We start from the raw sequence: 17,871 nt of genomic DNA on the forward strand, positions 1-17,871 counted from the left end.
TGGAGCCCGCGACCAGGTGGTCGACCAGCACGCCGAGCCGCCGGCCCGGTCCGGGCTGGAATTCGGCCACGATGCCGGTCAGATCGTCGATGCCGCCGAGGTATTCGACCACTACGCCCTCGATGCGCAGGTCGTCGCCCCAGACCTGCTCGACCAGCTCGGCGTCGTGGCGGCCCTCGACATAGATCCGGCTGGCCAGCGCCACCTTGGCGCGGGCGCCGGGCACCGCCACCGAGCCCGAGGCGGTGCGCGCGGGCGCCTTCGGTGCGGCCGGCCGCGGTTCGGTCAGGATCACCGGTTTGCCGTCAATCAGGTAGCCCGGGCCGAGCGGGAAGCCACGGGTGCGGCCGTGGCGGTCTTCGAGCTGGATGCGGCCGTATTCCACCCGCACCACGGCGCCGACGTAACCGGTCTGGGCGTCTTCGACCACCATGCCGCGCTGCACCGGGACCTCGGTGGAACGCACCTTGCGGGTGCGGTGCGGGTTGTCGGCGAGGATGTCGGTTCCATAGCGGTCTGCCACCCGAGGCAGCTTAGGCGGACGGGGCTCCCGCGAGTCGGAACCTGGCGACGTGATTCCGGCGCGTCTCGTCGTGAGATTCCGTCTCGCGGGGAGGGATGGCGCGTCCCCAAGCGGCAATTCATTCAAGGTTCTCTAAATTTCTAAGAGATCTCTCGCAACATACGTAACAATTACAACTTGAATAACTCTTGTCACCCTAACTTACTATTACCTCATCTAATAACAACAAACTCATTTGCATCGTTAGGCCGCCAAAATGTGCAATTACATCATTTATCGCGTTATGCTCGTGAACCTCACTGATAGACAACTATCACGGAGGTTGTGATATGCACCGGAACACGGCACGGCGTGTCGTGCAGCGCGGCACGCGGCACCTCGTATGGGCGGCATCCGGGCTGGTCACCGGGGGGATCATGGGGGCGTTGCTGGCATCGGCGGGCGTCGCCCACGCGGACGCCAACATGCTGGGCTGGGATGCGGTTGCACAATGCGAGTCCGGCGGTAACTGGGCCGCAGATACCGGCAACGGTTTCTACGGCGGATTGCAGTTCAAGCCGTCGACCTGGCGCGCGTTCGGCGGGGTCGGGTTGCCGTCGAAGGCCTCGCGGGAAGAACAGATCGCCGTGGCCAATCGGGTCCTGGATGAGCAGGGACCATACGCCTGGCCCAAATGCGGTCCGGGACGGGTATTCCCGTCATCGGTGAAGGGCTGGGTGCCCCCGGCGATGCGTCAGCTGCTCAAACCGTTCTGGTGAGACCGGCTACTTCGGCGCCAGGACCGCCTGGGTCTGGGTGACCCGGGCGACCAGCTTGCCGTGCTCGTCGGTCAGGTCGGTTTGCACGACGATCGTCGTGCGCCCGACGTGCAGCGGGAGGCTGCTCGCCGTGACAGTGCCCTCGCGTACCGCCCGGAAGAAATTGGTTTTCGATTCGATCGTCGAGGTGCTGGCACCCTGAGGCAGATTGGCCACCGCGCACACCGCCCCGACGGTGTCGGCGAACGCCATCAGCGCTCCCCCGTGCAGGATGCCGCCGGTGGTGCAGCGCTCTGGCGCCCAGGCCATCGTGGCGATCACCTGTTGGGGGGTCAGTTCGGTGATGTCGATGTCCAGCGCCGCCGCGAACGGCATGTTGGCGACGACCAGGCGCGCGAATTCAGCGGAGTCCATCCGCTCAGCCTGACGGACACCGCTGCGCCGTGTCGGCGTTTCAGCGCGGCTGGGGCGCCGCGTCGATCCCGGCCTCTTTGCGCTGCTGGGCGGTGATCGGCGCCGGGGCGTCGGTCAGCGGGTCGATGCCACCGCCGGACTTCGGGAACGCGATGACTTCGCGGATCGACTCCACCCCGGCCAGCAGCGCCACCACCCGGTCCCAGCCGAACGCCAGCCCGCCGTGCGGCGGCGCACCGAAACTGAAGGCGTCCAACAGGAATCCGAATTTTTCGGCTGCCTCGTCTGCGTTGATGCCCATCACCTTGAAGACTTGCTGCTGAACATCGCGGCGGTGGATACGGATCGAGCCGCCGCCGATCTCGTTGCCGTTGCAGACGACGTCGTAGGCGTCGGCCAGCACCGCCCCCGGATCGGACTCGATACGGTCGACGTGTTCGGGCTTGGGCGAGGTGAAGGCGTGGTGCACCGCGGTCCAGGCACCGGAGCCGACGGCGACATCACCGGCCGCGGTGGCGTCGTCGGCGGGCTCGAACAGCGGCGGGTCGACGATCCAGGTGAACGCCCACGCGTTCGGGTCGATCAGGTCCAGGCGCCGGGCGATCTCACCGCGGGCCGCGCCCAGCAGCGCCCGGGATGCTTTGGCCGGCCCGGCCGCAAAGAAGATGCAGTCCCCCGGCGCGGCACCCACGTGCCCGGCCAGCCCGGCACGCTCAGCGTCGGTCAGGTTCTTGGCCACCGGTCCGGACAGCTCTCCGCCCTCGCCCACCAGCACGTACGCCAGGCCCTTGGCGCCGCGCTGTTTGGCCCACTCCTGCCAGCCGTCCAGCGTCCGGCGCGGCTGCGACGCCCCGCCGGGCATGACGACCGCACCCACGTACGGGGCCTGGAAGACCCGGAAGGTGGTGTCGGAGAAGAACTCTGTGCACTCCACCAGTTCAAGGCCGAAACGCAGGTCGGGCTTGTCGGAGCCGAACCGGCGCATGGCGTCGGTGTAGGTCATCCGGGGCAACGGCGTCGGCAGGTCGTAGCCGATCAGCGCCCACAGCGCCTTGAGCACCTGTTCGGCGATGCCGATCACGTCCTCGGCGTCGACGAAGCTCATCTCCAGGTCCAGCTGGGTGAACTCCGGCTGGCGGTCGGCGCGGAAGTCCTCGTCGCGGTAGCAACGGGCGATCTGGTAGTAGCGCTCCATGCCGGCCACCATCAGCAGCTGCTTGAACAGCTGCGGACTCTGCGGCAGCGCATAGAACGAGCCGGGCTGCAGCCGCGCCGGCACCAGGAAGTCGCGGGCACCCTCCGGGGTGGAGCGGGTCAGGGTCGGGGTTTCGATCTCGATGAAGTCATGCTCGGCGAGCACGGCGCGGGCCGCCGCGTTGGCCTTGGAACGCAGTCGCAGTGCCGCGCCGGGGCCGTCTTCGCGACGCAGATCCAGGTAGCGGTGGCGCAGCCGGGCTTCTTCACCGGCCGACTCGTCGAGTTGGAACGGCAGCGGCGCAGCCTCGTTGAGCACCGTCAGCTCTACCGCGTTGACCTCGATGGCTCCGGTCGGCAAGTCCGGGTTTTCGTTGCCGGCCGGTCGCACTTCGACGACGCCGGTGATCGCAACGCAGAACTCGGCACGCAGCCGGTGGGCTTGCTCGAGCACCGCCGCATCCCGAAACACCACCTGCGCCACTCCCGAGGCGTCGCGCAGATCGATGAAAATGACTCCGCCATGGTCGCGTCGGCGCGCCACCCAGCCGGCCAGTGTGACGCTGCGCCCGGCGTCGGTAGCCCGCAACGAGCCGGCGTCGTGGCTGCGCAGCACGAAATACCCCCTGGTGTCAGGACAGTTCAGATAACGGTTCGAGCGTCGCCAAGTCTAGAGGCATCGCGCAGCCCTGCCCCGCGCCGGTCGGTGCTCTAAGCTGGCTCACTGTGACCAATGGCACCGATGACGTCGACTTCGACTACGACGACGAGGACGACGACGACGCCACCCCAAAGCAGACCAACAGCCTCAAATGGGGGCTGGCCGCCGTGGTCGTGCTCGCTGTGGTGGCCCTGGTGCTGGTCGGGGTGGTGCTGCTCGGCGGTGACCCCGGCAAGGGTTCGTTGGATGGCGCGGGCTCCAGCCGCAACGCCGCGTCCTCAGGCATCGCCAGCGCCGACGACACCGGGCCGGTCGCGATCATTATCAGCGACCCCAGTTGCACCGCGTGGAGTTCGATCAGCGGCAACCTGTCGAGCACGCTGTCGCTGCTGGGGCACGGCAAATGGAACGAGCGCGATCAGTCGATCCCGGCCTCGGCGTGGAACGACGAACAGAAGAAGGAGTACCTGGCCGCCGGGCAAGTGGTACGCAACGCCGCCGCACAGACCGTCGGGCTGGTGAAGCTCACGCCCCATCGGGTGATGCGTGAACTCTACGAGCAGTTCATCGCCTACGCCCGTGCTTTCGTCGAGCACATCCCCACCTACACCGAACGCGACGCCGCGCTGGCCGGTACCGCCCACAGCGCGGCATCGGCGTTGGCCGCGATCTGCGCGGCCGCCAACAACGGATCGGCGGCGACCCGCGCGCCGCTGGTCGAAGCCCAGTCCACGCCCACCAAGACCGCCTCGCCGGGTAACCCGACCAATCCGCAGCGCTACCTGACCGGGCCCAACCCGGTGTGTGCGGATTGGAAGGCGGCGCTGGACAAATTCGGCACCGACACCGCCGAGTGGACGGAGATCGATCCGAGCATCCCGGCGACCTACTGGAACCCCCAGCAGAAGGCGATCAACCTGGCGGTCGGCCCGGTGATGATCAGTCTGGCCAACAAGATGCAGCAGCTGGGCCGCCGCAGCAACAATCCCACGCTGCAGGATTTCGCGGAGCTCTCGGCGCAGTATCGGCGGGCGTTCGTGCTGTCGCTGCCGACCTACGATCCGTCGGACAACTATCTGGCCAATGCCGCGACGTTCCTGTCCACCACGGTGCTGGGCGGGTGCGCGTCAATACCGACGGCCGGCGGCTAAGCCGCCCCAACGGCCCCAACGCAAGAACCGGCGCAGCCTGCAGGCTGCGCCGGTTCTCGCTTGTGTTCAGGCTTTGTCAGGCCCAGCTGGAGCCGACGGAGGCGTCGGTGTTGGCCATGTTGTTGCCGGCGCTCTGCACCTTCTGACCGTGGGCGTTGGCCTGCTCGTAGATGACCTGGAAGTTGCGGCCGAGCTGGGCCACGAACTCCTGGCAGGCCACCGAACCCGCGCCACCCCAGAAGTCCCCGGCAGCCAGCACGTCATGCACGATCGCCTGGTGCTCGGCCTCCAACGAAGCGGCCTGGGCGCGGATCAACGCACCGTGGGCATCCACATCACCGAACTGGTAGTTAATGCTCATCTGTGGGTCTCCTTCTAGCTCGACAGGATCTGCTGGGAAGCAGCTTCCTGCTGCTCGTAGTGGTTCGCGTCGCGAATCAGACCATCGCGCACCCCGTGCAGCATGTTGACGATGTTGCGAAACGCCGTCTGCATCTGACCCATGGTGTCCATCGAGGTCCGCTCGGCCAGACCACCCCAGCCCGCACCGGAGATGTTGGTCGACGACGCCCACATCCGCCGGGCCTCATCCTCGACCGTCTGGGCGTGCACATCAAAACGCCCCGCCATCGCCCGCATCGCGTCCGGATCGGTCATAAAACGTGTTGCCATGAAAATTTCTCCTTCTTGCTCGGAATTCGTTGTGGTGCCGGGCGGCGGCCCGGCGGACACGTCTGTTCAGGCCCCTTCCGTTACCCGCCGGCCGGCGAACGGGGCATAACTTTGGGGGCCTTGGCGGCGACCGCTCCGAGACCGCGTCCGGCCATCGCGCCCATCAGCGCGTTGCCGAACGGGCCACCGGGCAGACCCGACGACGCCGACATGGTCTGAATGGGCGCGCTGACTGTGGTGGACGGCAGCACCGGGGCGGCACGGACCATGCCGTCGGCAGCCATCGACCAGGCCTGCGGCACCTTCAGCGCGCCCATCGAGGCGGCCTGGCCGAGCTTGGCGGAGATCGCGTTGGTGGCCGACGTGAAATGGCCGGCCAGCACGCCGACCGCGCCCTGCAGCTTGTCGTTGACGAAGTCGCCGATCTGGGTCATCAGGGTTCCCGCGCCGCTGGCTCCGGCGGTCTGTCCGGCCAGAGCGCTCGTTCCGCCGATCGCGCCCAAGCGGGCGAGCTGCGGCAGCATCATCAGCATGCGCATCGCCATCATGCCGAACGACGTGCCCATCGTCAGTGGCGAGGTCAGCGAGTTGATCGAGGTGTCAAGAACCTTTCCGGGGATACCCAGCGCCTCGGCCGTCGCCTGGTCGATACCGGCCGCATCGAGCAGCCCGCCGACGGTGCCGAGGTTGTAGCCGCCGGTGCCTGTGTTACCGCCGGAGGGGTCGCCGGGCAGCGGGCCGCCCTCGGCCGGCCCGGCCTGCGTCGCCTGCGCCGAGTTCGGCGGCGAGGACTGGACCTGCATCAGATTGTTGTTGGCCTGGGCCGACGCGTTGTAGGTGTCCATCGCGGCGCCGTCATGCGCCCACATCGCCTCGTACTGCGCCTCGGTCGCTGCGATCGCGGGGGTGTTCTGCCCGAAGAAGTTGGTCGAGATCAATGCCAGCAGCATCGCCCGGTTCGCCGCGATCACCGGCGGCGGAACCGATGCGGACCTGGCCGCCTCGAACAGTGCGGCCGCCTGGGTGGCCAATGCCGCGTTCTGGGTGGCGTTCGCCGACGCCTGCTCCAGCCAGGCCACATAGGGCGCAACCGCAGACGTCGCCGCCGCCGAACCCATCCCGGTCCACGTCGACCCCAGGTTGGTCACCACCGACTGGGTGGCCGTCGCCGACGTCGAGAGTTCGGCTGCCAGGTTCGTCCAGGCTGTCGCCGCCGCAAGCAGCGACTCCGAACCCGGCCCGGTATATATCAAGCCGGAGTTGATCTCCGGCGGGAACATACTGAAGCTCATCGACGCGCCCCGACTCAGCCGGCCGCAGCGGCGTTGGCAGCCTCGGTGAGGGCGTAGGCGTTGGAGTTCCCGCTCAAAGTGGCCACGATCTGCTGGTGAACCGCCGCAGCCTGGGCACTGACCTGCTGGAACAGCTGTGCGTGGGTGGCGAACTGAGCAGCAGTCATCGCCGACACCATGTCGGCGGCAGGGGGCACCACACCGGTGGTGGGCGCGGCCGCGGCGGCCATTCCCGCGGTCATAGAGTCACCGATTCCCGACAAGCTGCCCGCAGCCGCCGTCAGAACCTCCGGCTGAGCGGTTACGAATGACATCTTTCCTCCTGGAACCTGAAGCGATGTGGTGTTACGCGATCGAAGTCTGTGTCAGCAGTTGACGCACGTCACTCTAGCCGACCCGTGTAATAACGGTCTGATAAAGCTTTGGTTGCCGATGCGACCGACAGCTCAAGCCCGCGCGGCGCCGTCCTGGCGCTACGGGATGAGCCGGCGTGTTCACGATCGGGCAACCTCTCCAGATAGCTGTGGCGGCCGTTGCGGGTGTGGTCCCACTGCAGCCGGAAGCAGAACGTAACACCGGTACCAGCACGTGGTACAGCACGGCGACAAACATTCAGTAAAGGTTTGGGAACTGGTCAGACAACGCTGTCTTCACTTAGCCACGTGCCCCGGATTTGTCCGGGTCAACCGCCTGCAACCGGCCCAGGCGACCGGTTCGGTTGTGCGAAGCTAGGGTCGGCTCGCCAGCCCGCAAACGGTCAGCCGGCCACCAGTGAACCTACGGATGATCCGACGGAGCGTGCGATGACCTTCAACGAAGGCATGCAGATCGATACCAGCACCACCTCATCGGGCGGGGCCGGTCGCGGGATCGCGATCGGCGGTGGGGTCGCCGGGCTGGTGATCATGGTGCTGGCGCTGCTGCTGGGGGCCGATCCCGGCGATGTGCTCAGCCAGCAGCCGGTGGACCGCGGGCAGTACACGGCGCCGGGCTTCGATCTCAGCAAGTGCCGCACCGGCGCGGATGCCAATAAGTACGTGCAGTGCCGGGTGGTGGCCACCGCCAATTCGGTCGACGCGGTGTGGTCGGAGCTGTTCCGCGGCTACCGCCGCCCACAGGTGCAGCTGTTCAGCGGGCAGACCAGCACCGGCTGCGGGGTCGCCAGCAGTGCCGTCGGGCCGTTCTACTGCCCCGTCGACCAGACCGCCTACTTCGACACCGACTTCTTCCAGGTCCTCGTCGACCAGTTCGGCTCCAGCAGCGGGCCGCTGGCGCAGGAGTATGTGGTGGCCCACGAGTTCGGCCACCACGTGCAGAACCTGCGCGGCGTTCTCGGGCGGGCCCAGCACGGCGCGCAGGGCGCGACCGGCGCCGGAGTGCGCACCGAACTGCAGGCCGACTGCTACGCCGGGGTGTGGGCGCATTACGCGTCGGTGACCAAGCAGCAGAGCACCGGCGTGCCGTTCCTCAAGCCGTTGACCGACCAGGACATCCGCGATGCGCTGTCGGCGGCGTCGTCGGTGGGCGATGACCGCATCCAGCAGGCGGCCACCGGCCGGGTCAACCCGGAGTCCTGGACCCACGGCGCGTCGGCGCAGCGCCAGCACTGGTTCACCGTCGGCTACCAGACCGGTGACCCCAATCAGTGCGACACCTTCGCCGCCGCAGACCTGGGTTAAAGCGCCAGCAACCTGCGCAGTTCGGCGCGGCCCGCATCGTCGAGCGGCAGCAGCGGGCGCCGCGGCGGACCGGCCGGCACGCCGAGCAACTCCAAACCGGCCTTGACCGTGGTGGCCAGCCCGCCGGCGACGATGAACTCCAGCAGCGGCTTCAAGTCGTCGTAGAGCGCCTGGGCGGTGTCCAGCTCGCCTGTGGTGACCGCGGTGTAGAGGTCCAGGCACGCCGTCGGCCGCAGGTTGGGCGCCGCGGTGCACCAGCCGGCGGCCCCGGCGCGCAGCGCGTCGAGCACCAGCGGGTTGCTCCCGTTGAAGAAGGGCAGGCGCCCGTCGGACAGCTTGGCGATGCGCAACATCCGGGTCAGGTCCCCGGTGGACTCCTTGACCATGGTGACGTGCTCGATGCGCTCGAACATGCCCACCAACAGCTCCGGGCTCATGTCCACGCCGGAGGTAGCCGGGTTGTTGTAAGCGACGATGTCGATGTCGACGGCCTCGGACACCGCCGCATAGTGGGCGGTGATCTCCCGCTCGGACAGCGTCCAGTACGACACCGGGGCGATCATCACCGCGTCGGCGCCGGCCTGCGCGGCGTAGCGGGCGCGGCGCACCGTCGTCGCGGTGGTCAGGTCCGACACGCCGACCAGCACCGGCAGCCGTCCGGCGACCGCCGCGACCGACGCGTCGACGCATGCGTCGAACTCGCGTTCGCTGAGATAGGCGAGTTCACCGGTGCTGCCCAGCGGGGCGATGGCGTGCACGCCGGCGTCGACGAGACGGCCGATGACGGTGGTCAAGACCGCGGTGTCGATACCGCCGTCGTTGAAAGGCGTTACCGGGTAGCCGATGACGCCGTGCAACGGTGCTGCCACGGGATGCTCCTTATCTCTGGGTGATCGTCTAGCGGGTGATTGCGTCGGGGTGAGCCGCCAGTGCGCGGCGCGCGTAGTAGGCGAAATTGGCGGCGCTGCGCTTGGGTAGCAGGGTCCAGTCGTGGGCTTCGCGGGCCAGCGTTTCGGGGAGTTCCTTGATGGTCCCGGCGGCCATGGCGGCCAGCTGCAGCGCGGCGGCGCGCTCGATCAGCACCGCCAGTGAACAGGCTTCCTCCACGCTGGCTCCGGCCACGATCTGACCGTGGTGCGCCAACAGGATCGCCTTCTTGTCGCCGAGGGCCGCCGAGATGATCTCGCCCTCCTCGTTGCCGACCGGTACTCCCGGCCAGCTCGGCAGGAACGCACAGTCGTCATACAGCGGCGTGGTGTCCATGTGCGAGACCACCAGCGGGGTCTCCAGCATCGACAGCGCGGCCACGTGAAACGGATGGGTGTGCACGATGCACTGCACGTCGGGGCGTGCCCGGTAGATCCAGCTGTGGAATCGGTTGGCGGGGTTGGCCATTCCTTCACCGTCGAGGACGTTGAGATCTTCGTCGACAAGAAGCAGGTTGGCGTCGGTGATCTCGTCGAAGCCCAGGCCGAGGCGCTGGGTGTAGTAGGTGCCGGGCGCCTCGGCGCGGGCGGTGATCTGCCCGGCCAGGCCCGAGTCGTGGCCGCGGTCGAACAGCGCCCGGCAGGTCAGCGCCAATTTCTGGCGGGTGGACCAGCCGTCTTGGCCGAAGTTCTCGGCGAACCGGCGCTCGGCGCGCTGCATCAGCTCGGATTTGGAATCGTCGAAGGTGGTACCCATGGCAGCTCCTCGATGCGGACGGCTATGACACTACGCTACCTGATAGGACACTTTGTGTCATCATCGTATGTCATCATGGCTTCATGACGGCACTGTTGCGCACCGTCCGCAAGCAGCGGGGGTTGACTCTCGAGGGCCTCGCCGAGCGGACCGGGCTGACCAAGAGCTATCTGTCCAAGATCGAACGCAGCCGCAGCACACCGTCGATCGCGACGGCCATCAAGGTGGCCCAGGCCCTGGATGTCGATGTGGCGCAATTGTTCTCCGAGCGCGGTGACGAGGACAAGATCGCCGTGGACCGCGCCGCCGACCGCAGCACCGACCGGCAACGCTACCGGGCGATGGCCTCGGGAATGCTGGGAAAGTCGATGTCTCCGTTCGTGGTTCGTCCCACCGGGCGCGCCACCCACGACGGCCATCCGGTACACGGCGGACAGGAGTTCGTCTTCGTGCACAGTGGAACCGTGGAATTGGAGTTCGGCGATGCGACCTGGACCCTGACGGCCGGCGACAGCGCCTACTTCGACGCCTCGATCAGCCACCGTCTGCGCACGGTGGGCAGCGAACCGGCCGAGGTCGTCGTCGTCGCCGCGGACGAAGCCGGCACCGCGCGGTGAGCACCGAACTGCTGTTCTCCTACGGCACGCTGCGCCAGCCCGAGGTGCAGCGCAGCATCTTCGGACGCGAACTCGACGGCCGCACCGACGCGATCATCGGCTATGAGCTCGACTTCGTGACGATCACCGACCCGGAGGTGGTGGCCGTCAGCGGCAGCGACCGGCATCCGATCCTGCGCCCGTCTCAGGCACCCGACGCCCATGTTGACGGCACGGTGTTCGCCATCAGCACCGCCGAGCTGGCCGCCGCCGACGACTACGAAGTCGACGCCTACCGGCGGATCTCGGTGCCGCTGCGTTCCGGGGCACAGGCTTGGGTGTACGTGTTCGCCGACTGAGCTACCAGGGGCGCGTCGAGCAGGTCACGCCGCTGCCGCCCTGCTGGGACACCACCACTTCGCCGTCGACGGTGATCTCACAGTGAAACTCGGGGTTGATCCTCAAGCCCCCACTGGCGGTGACCAGCGCCCACTGGTTCGGGTCAGCCAACGTGGTGGTGTAGACCAGCGGCTGTCCCCCGCTGATCGGCACGCGGACGGTCTCGAGGTACTCCGAGGAGCGGGCGTTGTAGGCCGCCATGCTCGGCGGATCGGTCTTGATGTAGGAGATGTTGCCGGTCAGGTCGCTGGTGGCGGTGATGGTGTAGGTGACCTCGTGACCGCCGGTGGCGCCCTTCTTAGGCGCCTCGGCCGACGGCTCCGTCGGGCTTTCGGCCGGGGCTGCCGACGGCGTTTCAGCCGGGGTTTCGGCCGTGGACGGCGCCGTGGGCTCTGGATCCGCCACTGCCGTCGCCTGGCTGGCCACAAGTCCGGCGGCTGCCAACAGCACCGCCGTTCCGAGCCCGGCTGTCAGGTTTCGCATGGTCGTCATACCGCGCAACGCTACCGGAGGGCCGGCGAGCGTCGAGTTTTGTCACGCTCCGAGCCGTTGAGCGTGCAACACGTCGACACTCGGCGCGGTGTAACCGGCCGCCCGCAGCGCAGCGCGCACCCGTGCGAGCACCACCCCAGGCCGATCCCGGAGCAGACCGCTGCTGACCCGCACGATCACCCAGCCGCGCGCGGCCAACCCCGCATAGCGGTCGATATCGGCGGTCCGCTGCCGCGGGTCAGTCCAATGTTGTGCCCCGTCGAACTCCACGCCGACCCGATATTCGGGCCAGCCCATGTCGATGCGGGCGAACGGACGTCCGAATTCGTCGCGGACCAGAATCTGGGTAGTGGGCGGTGGCAGCCCACCGCGAACGAGCAGCAGCCGTGTCCGGGTTTCCTGCGGAGATTCCGCGCCCCCGTCCATCAACGCCATCGCGCGCCGCAACTGCACCACGCCACGAGCCCCGCCATGGCTTTCGCACACCAGGGCGATCTCCCCCGACCTGAGCCCGGTGGCATTGGCCAGGGCATCGAGACGAATGACGGCGGTCGTCAACGGTTTCCGACGCCCGATGTCAAACGCGGTGCGCGCGACCGTGGTGGTCGGTATGCCCTGGACCAAGCATGTTTCATCGGCGCCCAACCGCTCTCGGCGTATGACGATCCCGTCGGCTTCAGCGGCGGCGACCCGGTTGAGTTCCGCGGGCAGCCGGGCATCCAACCACCGCGACCCATGCAACGCCGCGGCAGAGAGCCCGGCCACCGTAGCGGTTCGGCCCGACCACAGCCAACCGGCCACCGCGCGGGTGACGGGGGTGAGCTCCTCGCCGTTCGGCAGGTAGACGTTGCGGTAGATCATCTGGTGCCGGCTGCGCAACGTCCGCCTGGTGGCGTAGCCCGATGCCAGCGCTTCGGTGCCGACGAACGGCCACCCCGATTCCCTCACGGGGTCACAGTGACGCCTCAGGCCGCCATCCCGCTTCCGAGAGTCGGCTTATGTCACGCTTTCTGTGGATAACCGTGCATCAAGGCGACATTCGGCGCAGGACCTCGTCCACCACGTTGTCGACCGGCACGTCGACCTGCTCCCCGGTGGCCAGGTTCTTCATGCCGATGGTGCCGGCCTCCAGGTCGCGGTCACCGGCGACCAGCGCGATCACCGCGCCGGAGCGGTCGGCGGCGCGCATCGCGCCCTTGAGCCCGCGATCGCCGTAGGCCAGGTCCACCCGCACGCCGGCGGCCCGCAACCGGCCGGCCAGCACCGCCAACCGCAGTTTGGCCGCCTCGGAAAGCCCCACCCCGAACACGTCGCAGCGGGTGCTCTGCCCCACCGCCTTGCCCTCGGCGGCCAGCGCCAGCAGGGTGCGGTCCACGCCCAGCCCGAAACCGATCCCCGACAAGTCTTGGCCTCCGAGCTGGCGCATCAGCCCGTCGTAGCGGCCGCCGCCGCCGATCCCGGACTGCGCGCCCAACCCGTCGTGCACGAATTCGAAGGTGGTCTTGGTGTAGTAGTCCAGGCCGCGCACCATCCGCGGGTTGACCACATAGGGCACGCCCAGCGCCTCCAGGTGCGCCAGCACGGTCTCGAAATGTGCCTTGGCGCCCGTCGAGAGGTGATCGAGCATCACCGGCGCGTCGGCGGTCATCTCCCGCACCTGCGGGCGTTTGTCGTCGAGCACCCGCAGCGGGTTGAGCTGCGCGCGCCGGCGGGTCTCCTCGTCGAGGTCGAGCCCGAACAGGAACTGCTGCAACAGCTCCCGGTACGCCGGCCGGCAGGTGTCGTCGCCCAGCGAGGTGATCTCCAGCCGGAAGCCGTCCAGGCCCAGCGAGCGGAACCCGGCATCGGCGACCGCGATCACCTCGGCGTCCAGCGCCGGATCGTCGACCCCGATCGCCTCCACCCCGACCTGCTGCAGCTGCCGGTACCGGCCGGCCTGGGGACGCTCGTAGCGGAAGAACGGCCCCGAGTAACAGAGTTTGACCGGCAGCTGGCCGCGGTCCAGCCCGTGCTCGATCACCGCCCGCACCACCCCGGCCGTGCCCTCGGGGCGCAGCGTCACCGAACGGTCGCCGCGGTCGGCGAAGGTGTACATCTCCTTGGACACCACATCGGTGGACTCCCCCACCCCGCGCGCGAACAACGCGGTGTCCTCGAAGATCGGCAACTCGATGTCGCCGTAGCCGGCGCGGCGGGCGGTCGCCAACAACCCGTCGCGCACCGCGACGAAACCGGCCGAGGCCGGCGGAACGTAATCGGGCACCCCTTTGGGTGCGGCAAACGTGCTCACGCACTGAGCCCTTCTAGGAACGGGTTGAACCGGCGCTCGGCGCCGATGGTGGTCTTGGGCCCGTGGCCGGGCAGCACCACGGTCGCATCGTCGAGGCACAGCAGCTTGTCCACGATCGAGGTGAGCAGGTCACGGCCACTGCCCCCGGGCAGATCGGTGCGCCCGACCGAATTCTGGAACAGGGTGTCCCCGCTGAACACCACCTCGGCTGCGTCGCCCTCGACCCGAAAGACCACCGAGCCGCGGGTATGCCCGGGAGTGAAATCGACGGTGACGGTGGTGTCGCCCAGGCCGATCTTGTCCCCGTCGCGGTCCAGCTGGACCAGCTGCTTGGGCTCGGAGAACATCACCTTGCTCAACGCGCCGAACAGCGCCTGGCCCGGCAGCGTACCGAGCGAGCGCAGCGGGTCGGTGAGCATGAATCGGTCCTCGGGGTGGATGTAGGTGGGGCAGCCATAGGTGTCGGAGACCTTCTGCGCCGACCAGATGTGGTCGATGTGGCCATGGGTGAGCAGCACCGCCGACGGCGTCAGCCGATTCTCGTCGAGGATGTGGCGCAGCCGGGTCATCGCCCGCTGGCCGGGGTCGACGATGATCGCGTCGGCGCCTTGCCGCTGCGCCAGCACGTAGCAGTTGCACGCCAGCATCCCGGCGGGGAATCCGGTGACCAACACGTGCACCAGTTTCCCATTGCGCGCCGTTGCGGCATGGACGCGGGCGGTGCTGGTGAGACTTTGGCAGACTGTAGAGCCGACTCACCCGCGAGCCAGGGAGGTAATCCGGCGGTGTCCACGAACGAAGAACGGCGCGCCCAGGCCAAGCGCAAGCTCGATGAGCAGGTGGCGCAGCGCGCCGAGGCGGCCCGCAAGCAGCGCCAGATCCTGATGATCGCCGGCGCGGTGGTGGCCGTGCTGCTGGTGGCCGGCGTGGTGTTCGTGGTGCTGCGCGGCGACGGCGATTCGGGCAGCGTCAGCGCCTCCTCGACGTCGGAGACCACCGACGCCGCTGACTCCTCCGAGGCGTCGCCGGGCGAACCCGGCCAGCTGCCGAAGTTCACCGCCTCACCCACCCTCGGCGCCAACTGCCAGTACCCCAAGTCGGCGCGCCCGGCCAGCAAGCCGGTCGAGCCGCCGCGCTCCGGCAAGGTCCCGACCGAGCCGGCCGAGGTCAGCGTGTCGATGATGACCGACCAGGGACCGATCGGCTTGATGCTCAACAACGCCCAATCCCCCTGCACCGTCAACAGTTTCATCAGCCTGGGCGCCAAGGACTTCTTCGCCGGCACCCAATGCCACCGGTTGACGACCTCGCCGATGCTCAGCGTGCTGCAGTGCGGCGACCCGGCCGGTGACGGCACCGGCGGTCCGGGATATCAGTTCGCCAACGAATACCCCACCGACCAGTACGCGCCGAACGACCCCGCGGCCGGGCAGCCGGTGACCTACCCGCGCGGCACCCTGGCGATGGCCAACGCCGGCCCCGGCACCAACGGCAGCCAGTTCTTCCTGGTGTACCGGGATTCGATGCTGCCGCCGCAGTACACGGTGTTCGGCCGGATCCAGGACGACGGGCTGGCCACCCTGGACAAGATCGCCGCGGGCGGCGTGCAGGGCGGCGGCACCGACGGCCCGCCCGTTACCACGGTGACCGTCAAGTCGGTGCGCGCCGACTAGGACGCCTCAGGCCGCGGACGTCACCCGGTAGACGTCGTAGACGCCCTCGACGTTGCGGACCACGTTGAGCAGGTGCCCGAGATGCTTCGGGTCGCCCATCTCGAAGGTGAACCGGCTGATTGCGACCCGGTCGCGTGACGTGGTGACCGAGGCCGACAAGATGTTGACCTTCTCGTCGGCGAGCACCTTGGTCACATCCGACAACAGCCGGTGCCGGTCCAGCGCCTCGACCTGAATGGCCACCAGGAACACCGACGACGGCGATGGCGCCCACTTGACCTCGATGATCCGCTCGGCCTGCTGGCGCAGTGAGTCGGCGTTGGTGCAGTCGGTGCGGTGCACGCTCACCCCGCCGCCACGGGTGACGAAGCCCATGATCTCGTCGCCGGGCACCGGGGTGCAGCACTTGGCCAGCTTGGTCAGCACACCGGGCGCGCCGGGCACCGCGACGCCGACGTCGTCGGACCGCTGCCGGCGCGGCATGGTCAGCGGAGTCGCCAGCTCCGCTAGATCATCCTGGGCCTGGTCCACCCCACCGAGCTGGGCCACCAGCCGCTGCACCGCGTGGTGCGCCGAGATGTGGTTCTCACCGACCGCGGTGTAGAGGGCGGAGACGTCGCTGTAGTGCAGCTCGCGGGCCACCGCGGCCATCGACTCGCCATTGACCAGCCGCTGCAGCGGCAGACCCACCCGACGCACCTCGCGGGCGATCGCGTCCTTACCGGACTCCAGCGCCTCCTCGCGACGCTCCTTGGCGAACCACTGCCGGATTTTGGCCTTGGCCCGCGGCGACACCACGAACTGCTGCCAGTCCCGTGACGGCCCGGCGTTCTGCGCCTTGGAGGTGAAAACCTCGACCACTTCGCCGTTTTCCAGCTTGCGTTCCAGCGCCACCAGCCGGCCGTTGACGCGGGCGCCGATGCAGCGGTGGCCGACTTCGGTGTGTACGGCGTAGGCGAAGTCGACGGGGGTCGAACCGTTGGGCAGCGTGATCACGTCGCCCTTGGGGGTGAAGACGAAGATCTCCTTGACGGCCAGGTCATAGCGCAGCGACTCGAGGAATTCGCCGGGATCGGCGGCCTCCCGCTGCCAGTCCAGCAGCTGACGCATCCAGGCCATGTCGTCGATCTCGGCGGCGGCGTTGGGGTGCGGAACCCCGTTGCGGCCCTTGGCTTCCTTGTAGCGCCAATGCGCGGCGATGCCGTATTCGGCGGTGCGGTGCATCTCGCGGGTGCGGATCTGGATCTCCAGCGGCTTGCCCTCCGGGCCGATCACCGTGGTGTGCAACGACTGGTAGACCCCGTAGCGCGGCTGGGCGATGTAGTCCTTGAAGCGCCCGGCCATCGGCTGCCACAACGAGTGCACCACGCCGACCGCGGCGTAGCAGTCCCGGATCTCGTCGCACAGGATCCGCAGGCCCACCAGGTCGTAGATGTCGTCGAAGTCGCGGCCCCGCACGATCATCTTCTGATAGATCGACCAGTAGTGCTTGGGCCGGCCCTCGACGGTCGCGGCGATCTTGGACTTCGCCAGCGTGTTAACGATCTCGGTGCGCACCTTGGCCAGGTAGGTGTCCCGCGACGGCGCCCGGTCGGCGACCAGCCGGACGATCTCCTCGTACTTCTTCGGGTGCAGGATCGCAAACGACAGATCCTCGAGCTCCCATTTGACGGTGGCCATGCCCAGTCGATGCGCCAGCGGCGCAATGACTTCCAGCGTCTCCCGGGCCTTGCGAGCCTGCTTCTCCGGCGGCAGGAAGCGGATGGTGCGCATGTTGTGCAGTCGGTCGGCGACCTTGATCACCAGCACCCGCGGGTCGCGCGCCATCGCGATCACCATCTTGCGGATGGTCTCGGCTTCGGCCGCGGTGCCCAGCACCACCTTGTCCAGCTTGGTCACCCCGTCGACCAGATGCGCGACCTCGTCGCCGAACTCGCCGCCGAGCGCCTCCAGCGTGTAGCCGGTGTCCTCGACGGTGTCGTGCAACAGCGCGGCCACGAGCGTGGTGGTGTCCATGCCCAGCTCCGCCAGGATGGTCGCCACCGCCAGCGGATGGGTGATGTAGGGATCCCCGGAGTGCCGCAGCTGGGTGGCGTGGCGCTGTTCGGCGACCTCGTAGGCGCGTTGCAGCAACGCCAGGTTCGCCTTCGGGTAGAACTGCCGGTGCACCGCGACCAGCGGCTCCAGCACCGGGCTCAGCGCGCCGCGCTGGGCGGTGATCCGGCGGGCGATGCGGGCCCGCACCCGCCGGGAGGCACTGGTGGGCACCTTGAGCAGGTCGGTGCGCTCGGTGGGCGAGTCCTGGGCCGGCGGCTGGAAGACGGCCACCGGCTGGCCGCCGGCAGCGTCGCGCCGCTCGGCCTCAGAGCTCCCGATTGAGCTTTGATCAGAGCC

At 68.2% G+C, this 17,871-nt stretch carries 20 protein-coding genes; 6 read left to right on the forward strand and 14 right to left on the reverse strand.

The features are described from left to right. On the reverse strand, window positions 1–523 hold a 523-nt coding region (locus A5694_RS02945), incomplete at its 3' end, for a DUF3097 family protein (protein ID WP_131809483.1). Window positions 524–939: 416 nt separating this feature from the next. Here A5694_RS02945 and A5694_RS25050 point away from each other — a divergent pair. Continuing rightward, a complete protein-coding gene (locus A5694_RS25050; protein ID WP_082952480.1) occupies window positions 940–1,281 on the forward strand; it encodes a transglycosylase family protein in 342 nt (113 codons plus the stop codon). Between the two features lie 6 nt (window positions 1,282–1,287). Here A5694_RS25050 and A5694_RS02955 read toward each other — a convergent pair whose 3' ends face one another. Both A5694_RS02955 and aspS read right to left on the reverse strand, forming a co-directional pair. Continuing rightward, entirely contained in the window at window positions 1,288–1,695 is a 408-nt protein-coding gene (locus A5694_RS02955; RefSeq protein ID WP_064920360.1) for a PaaI family thioesterase, read from the reverse strand. Window positions 1,696–1,735: 40 nt separating this feature from the next. Beyond that, window positions 1,736–3,505 carry an aspartate--tRNA ligase gene (gene aspS / locus A5694_RS02960; protein ID WP_064920361.1) on the reverse strand — a complete coding sequence of 590 codons (1,770 nt, stop codon included), beginning with the start codon at window positions 3,503–3,505 and terminating at the stop codon, window positions 1,736–1,738. A 110-nt stretch (window positions 3,506–3,615) separates the two neighbouring features. On the opposite strand from aspS, the gene A5694_RS02965 reads away from it, so the two are divergent. Then, window positions 3,616–4,701 (forward strand): hypothetical protein, encoded by a 1,086-nt coding sequence (locus tag A5694_RS02965; protein WP_064920362.1) that lies wholly within the window; start codon window positions 3,616–3,618, stop codon window positions 4,699–4,701. A gap of 76 nt (window positions 4,702–4,777) precedes the next feature. Here A5694_RS02965 and A5694_RS02970 read toward each other — a convergent pair whose 3' ends face one another. The 4 genes from A5694_RS02970 to A5694_RS02985 form a co-directional block, all read right to left on the reverse strand. Further along, window positions 4,778–5,062, reverse strand: coding sequence for a WXG100 family type VII secretion target (locus tag A5694_RS02970; protein WP_064920363.1), 285 nt, complete (start codon window positions 5,060–5,062; stop codon window positions 4,778–4,780). A gap of 14 nt (window positions 5,063–5,076) precedes the next feature. Next, entirely contained in the window at window positions 5,077–5,373 is a 297-nt protein-coding gene (locus tag A5694_RS02975) for a WXG100 family type VII secretion target (protein ID WP_013827942.1), read from the reverse strand. 80 nt (window positions 5,374–5,453) lie between these two features. Further along, complete coding sequence (locus tag A5694_RS02980) at window positions 5,454–6,665, reverse strand: PPE family protein (protein WP_064920364.1); 1,212 nt, start codon at window positions 6,663–6,665, stop codon at window positions 5,454–5,456. A 14-nt stretch (window positions 6,666–6,679) separates the two neighbouring features. Then, window positions 6,680–6,979 carry a PE family protein gene (locus A5694_RS02985; protein WP_064920365.1) on the reverse strand — a complete coding sequence of 100 codons (300 nt, stop codon included), beginning with the start codon at window positions 6,977–6,979 and terminating at the stop codon, window positions 6,680–6,682. Between the two features lie 489 nt (window positions 6,980–7,468). On the opposite strand from A5694_RS02985, the gene ypfJ reads away from it, so the two are divergent. Next, complete coding sequence (gene ypfJ, locus A5694_RS02990) at window positions 7,469–8,344, forward strand: KPN_02809 family neutral zinc metallopeptidase (RefSeq protein WP_064920366.1); 876 nt, start codon at window positions 7,469–7,471, stop codon at window positions 8,342–8,344. Here ypfJ and A5694_RS02995 read toward each other — a convergent pair. Beyond that, window positions 8,341–9,213, reverse strand: coding sequence for a dihydrodipicolinate synthase family protein (locus A5694_RS02995; protein ID WP_064920367.1), 873 nt, complete (start codon window positions 9,211–9,213; stop codon window positions 8,341–8,343). The two genes, ypfJ and A5694_RS02995, sit on opposite strands and share 4 nt — an antisense overlap. Window positions 9,214–9,241: 28 nt before the next feature. Continuing rightward, window positions 9,242–10,027 carry an aldolase gene (locus A5694_RS03000; RefSeq protein WP_064920368.1) on the reverse strand — a complete coding sequence of 262 codons (786 nt, stop codon included), beginning with the start codon at window positions 10,025–10,027 and terminating at the stop codon, window positions 9,242–9,244. 83 nt (window positions 10,028–10,110) lie between these two features. Between A5694_RS03000 and A5694_RS03005 the strand changes: the two genes are divergently transcribed. Together A5694_RS03005 and A5694_RS03010 are read left to right on the forward strand one after the other, a co-directional pair. Then, the gene (locus A5694_RS03005; protein WP_064920369.1) at window positions 10,111–10,644 is read left to right on the forward strand and encodes a helix-turn-helix domain-containing protein; all 534 of its coding nucleotides are present in this window, start codon (window positions 10,111–10,113) and stop codon (window positions 10,642–10,644) included. Next, complete coding sequence (locus A5694_RS03010) at window positions 10,641–10,982, forward strand: gamma-glutamylcyclotransferase family protein (protein ID WP_064920370.1); 342 nt, start codon at window positions 10,641–10,643, stop codon at window positions 10,980–10,982. Before A5694_RS03005 ends, A5694_RS03010 begins: the two co-directional genes overlap by 4 nt. A 1-nt stretch (window position 10,983) precedes the next feature. Here A5694_RS03010 and A5694_RS03015 read toward each other — a convergent pair whose 3' ends face one another. From A5694_RS03015 to A5694_RS03030, 4 genes are all read right to left on the reverse strand, one after another. Then, entirely contained in the window at window positions 10,984–11,514 is a 531-nt protein-coding gene (locus A5694_RS03015) for a hypothetical protein (RefSeq protein WP_064920371.1), read from the reverse strand. Window positions 11,515–11,556: 42 nt separating this feature from the next. Further along, on the reverse strand, window positions 11,557–12,462 hold the full coding sequence (locus A5694_RS03020) for a hypothetical protein (RefSeq protein WP_185746575.1): 906 nt from the start codon (window positions 12,460–12,462) through the stop codon (window positions 11,557–11,559). 79 nt (window positions 12,463–12,541) lie between these two features. Beyond that, complete coding sequence (gene hisS, locus A5694_RS03025; protein ID WP_064920372.1) at window positions 12,542–13,804, reverse strand: histidine--tRNA ligase; 1,263 nt, start codon at window positions 13,802–13,804, stop codon at window positions 12,542–12,544. Next, window positions 13,801–14,478: an MBL fold metallo-hydrolase gene (locus tag A5694_RS03030; RefSeq protein WP_064920435.1), complete on the reverse strand. Its 678-nt coding sequence runs from the start codon at window positions 14,476–14,478 to the stop codon at window positions 13,801–13,803. Before A5694_RS03030 ends, hisS begins: the two co-directional genes overlap by 4 nt. 111 nt (window positions 14,479–14,589) lie before the next feature. Between A5694_RS03030 and A5694_RS03035 the strand changes: the two genes are divergently transcribed. Next, window positions 14,590–15,477 carry a peptidylprolyl isomerase gene (locus A5694_RS03035; protein ID WP_064920373.1) on the forward strand — a complete coding sequence of 296 codons (888 nt, stop codon included), beginning with the start codon at window positions 14,590–14,592 and terminating at the stop codon, window positions 15,475–15,477. A gap of 6 nt (window positions 15,478–15,483) precedes the next feature. On the opposite strand, the gene A5694_RS03040 is transcribed toward A5694_RS03035, so the two are convergent. Next, window positions 15,484–17,805 (reverse strand): RelA/SpoT family protein, encoded by a 2,322-nt coding sequence (locus A5694_RS03040; protein WP_064920436.1) that lies wholly within the window; start codon window positions 17,803–17,805, stop codon window positions 15,484–15,486. Between the last annotated feature and the right edge of the window lie 66 nt (window positions 17,806–17,871).

The sequence above is a fragment of the Mycolicibacter sinensis genome (assembly GCF_001667945.1).
GTDB classification, from domain to species: Bacteria; Actinomycetota; Actinomycetes; order Mycobacteriales; family Mycobacteriaceae; genus Mycobacterium; species Mycobacterium sinense_B.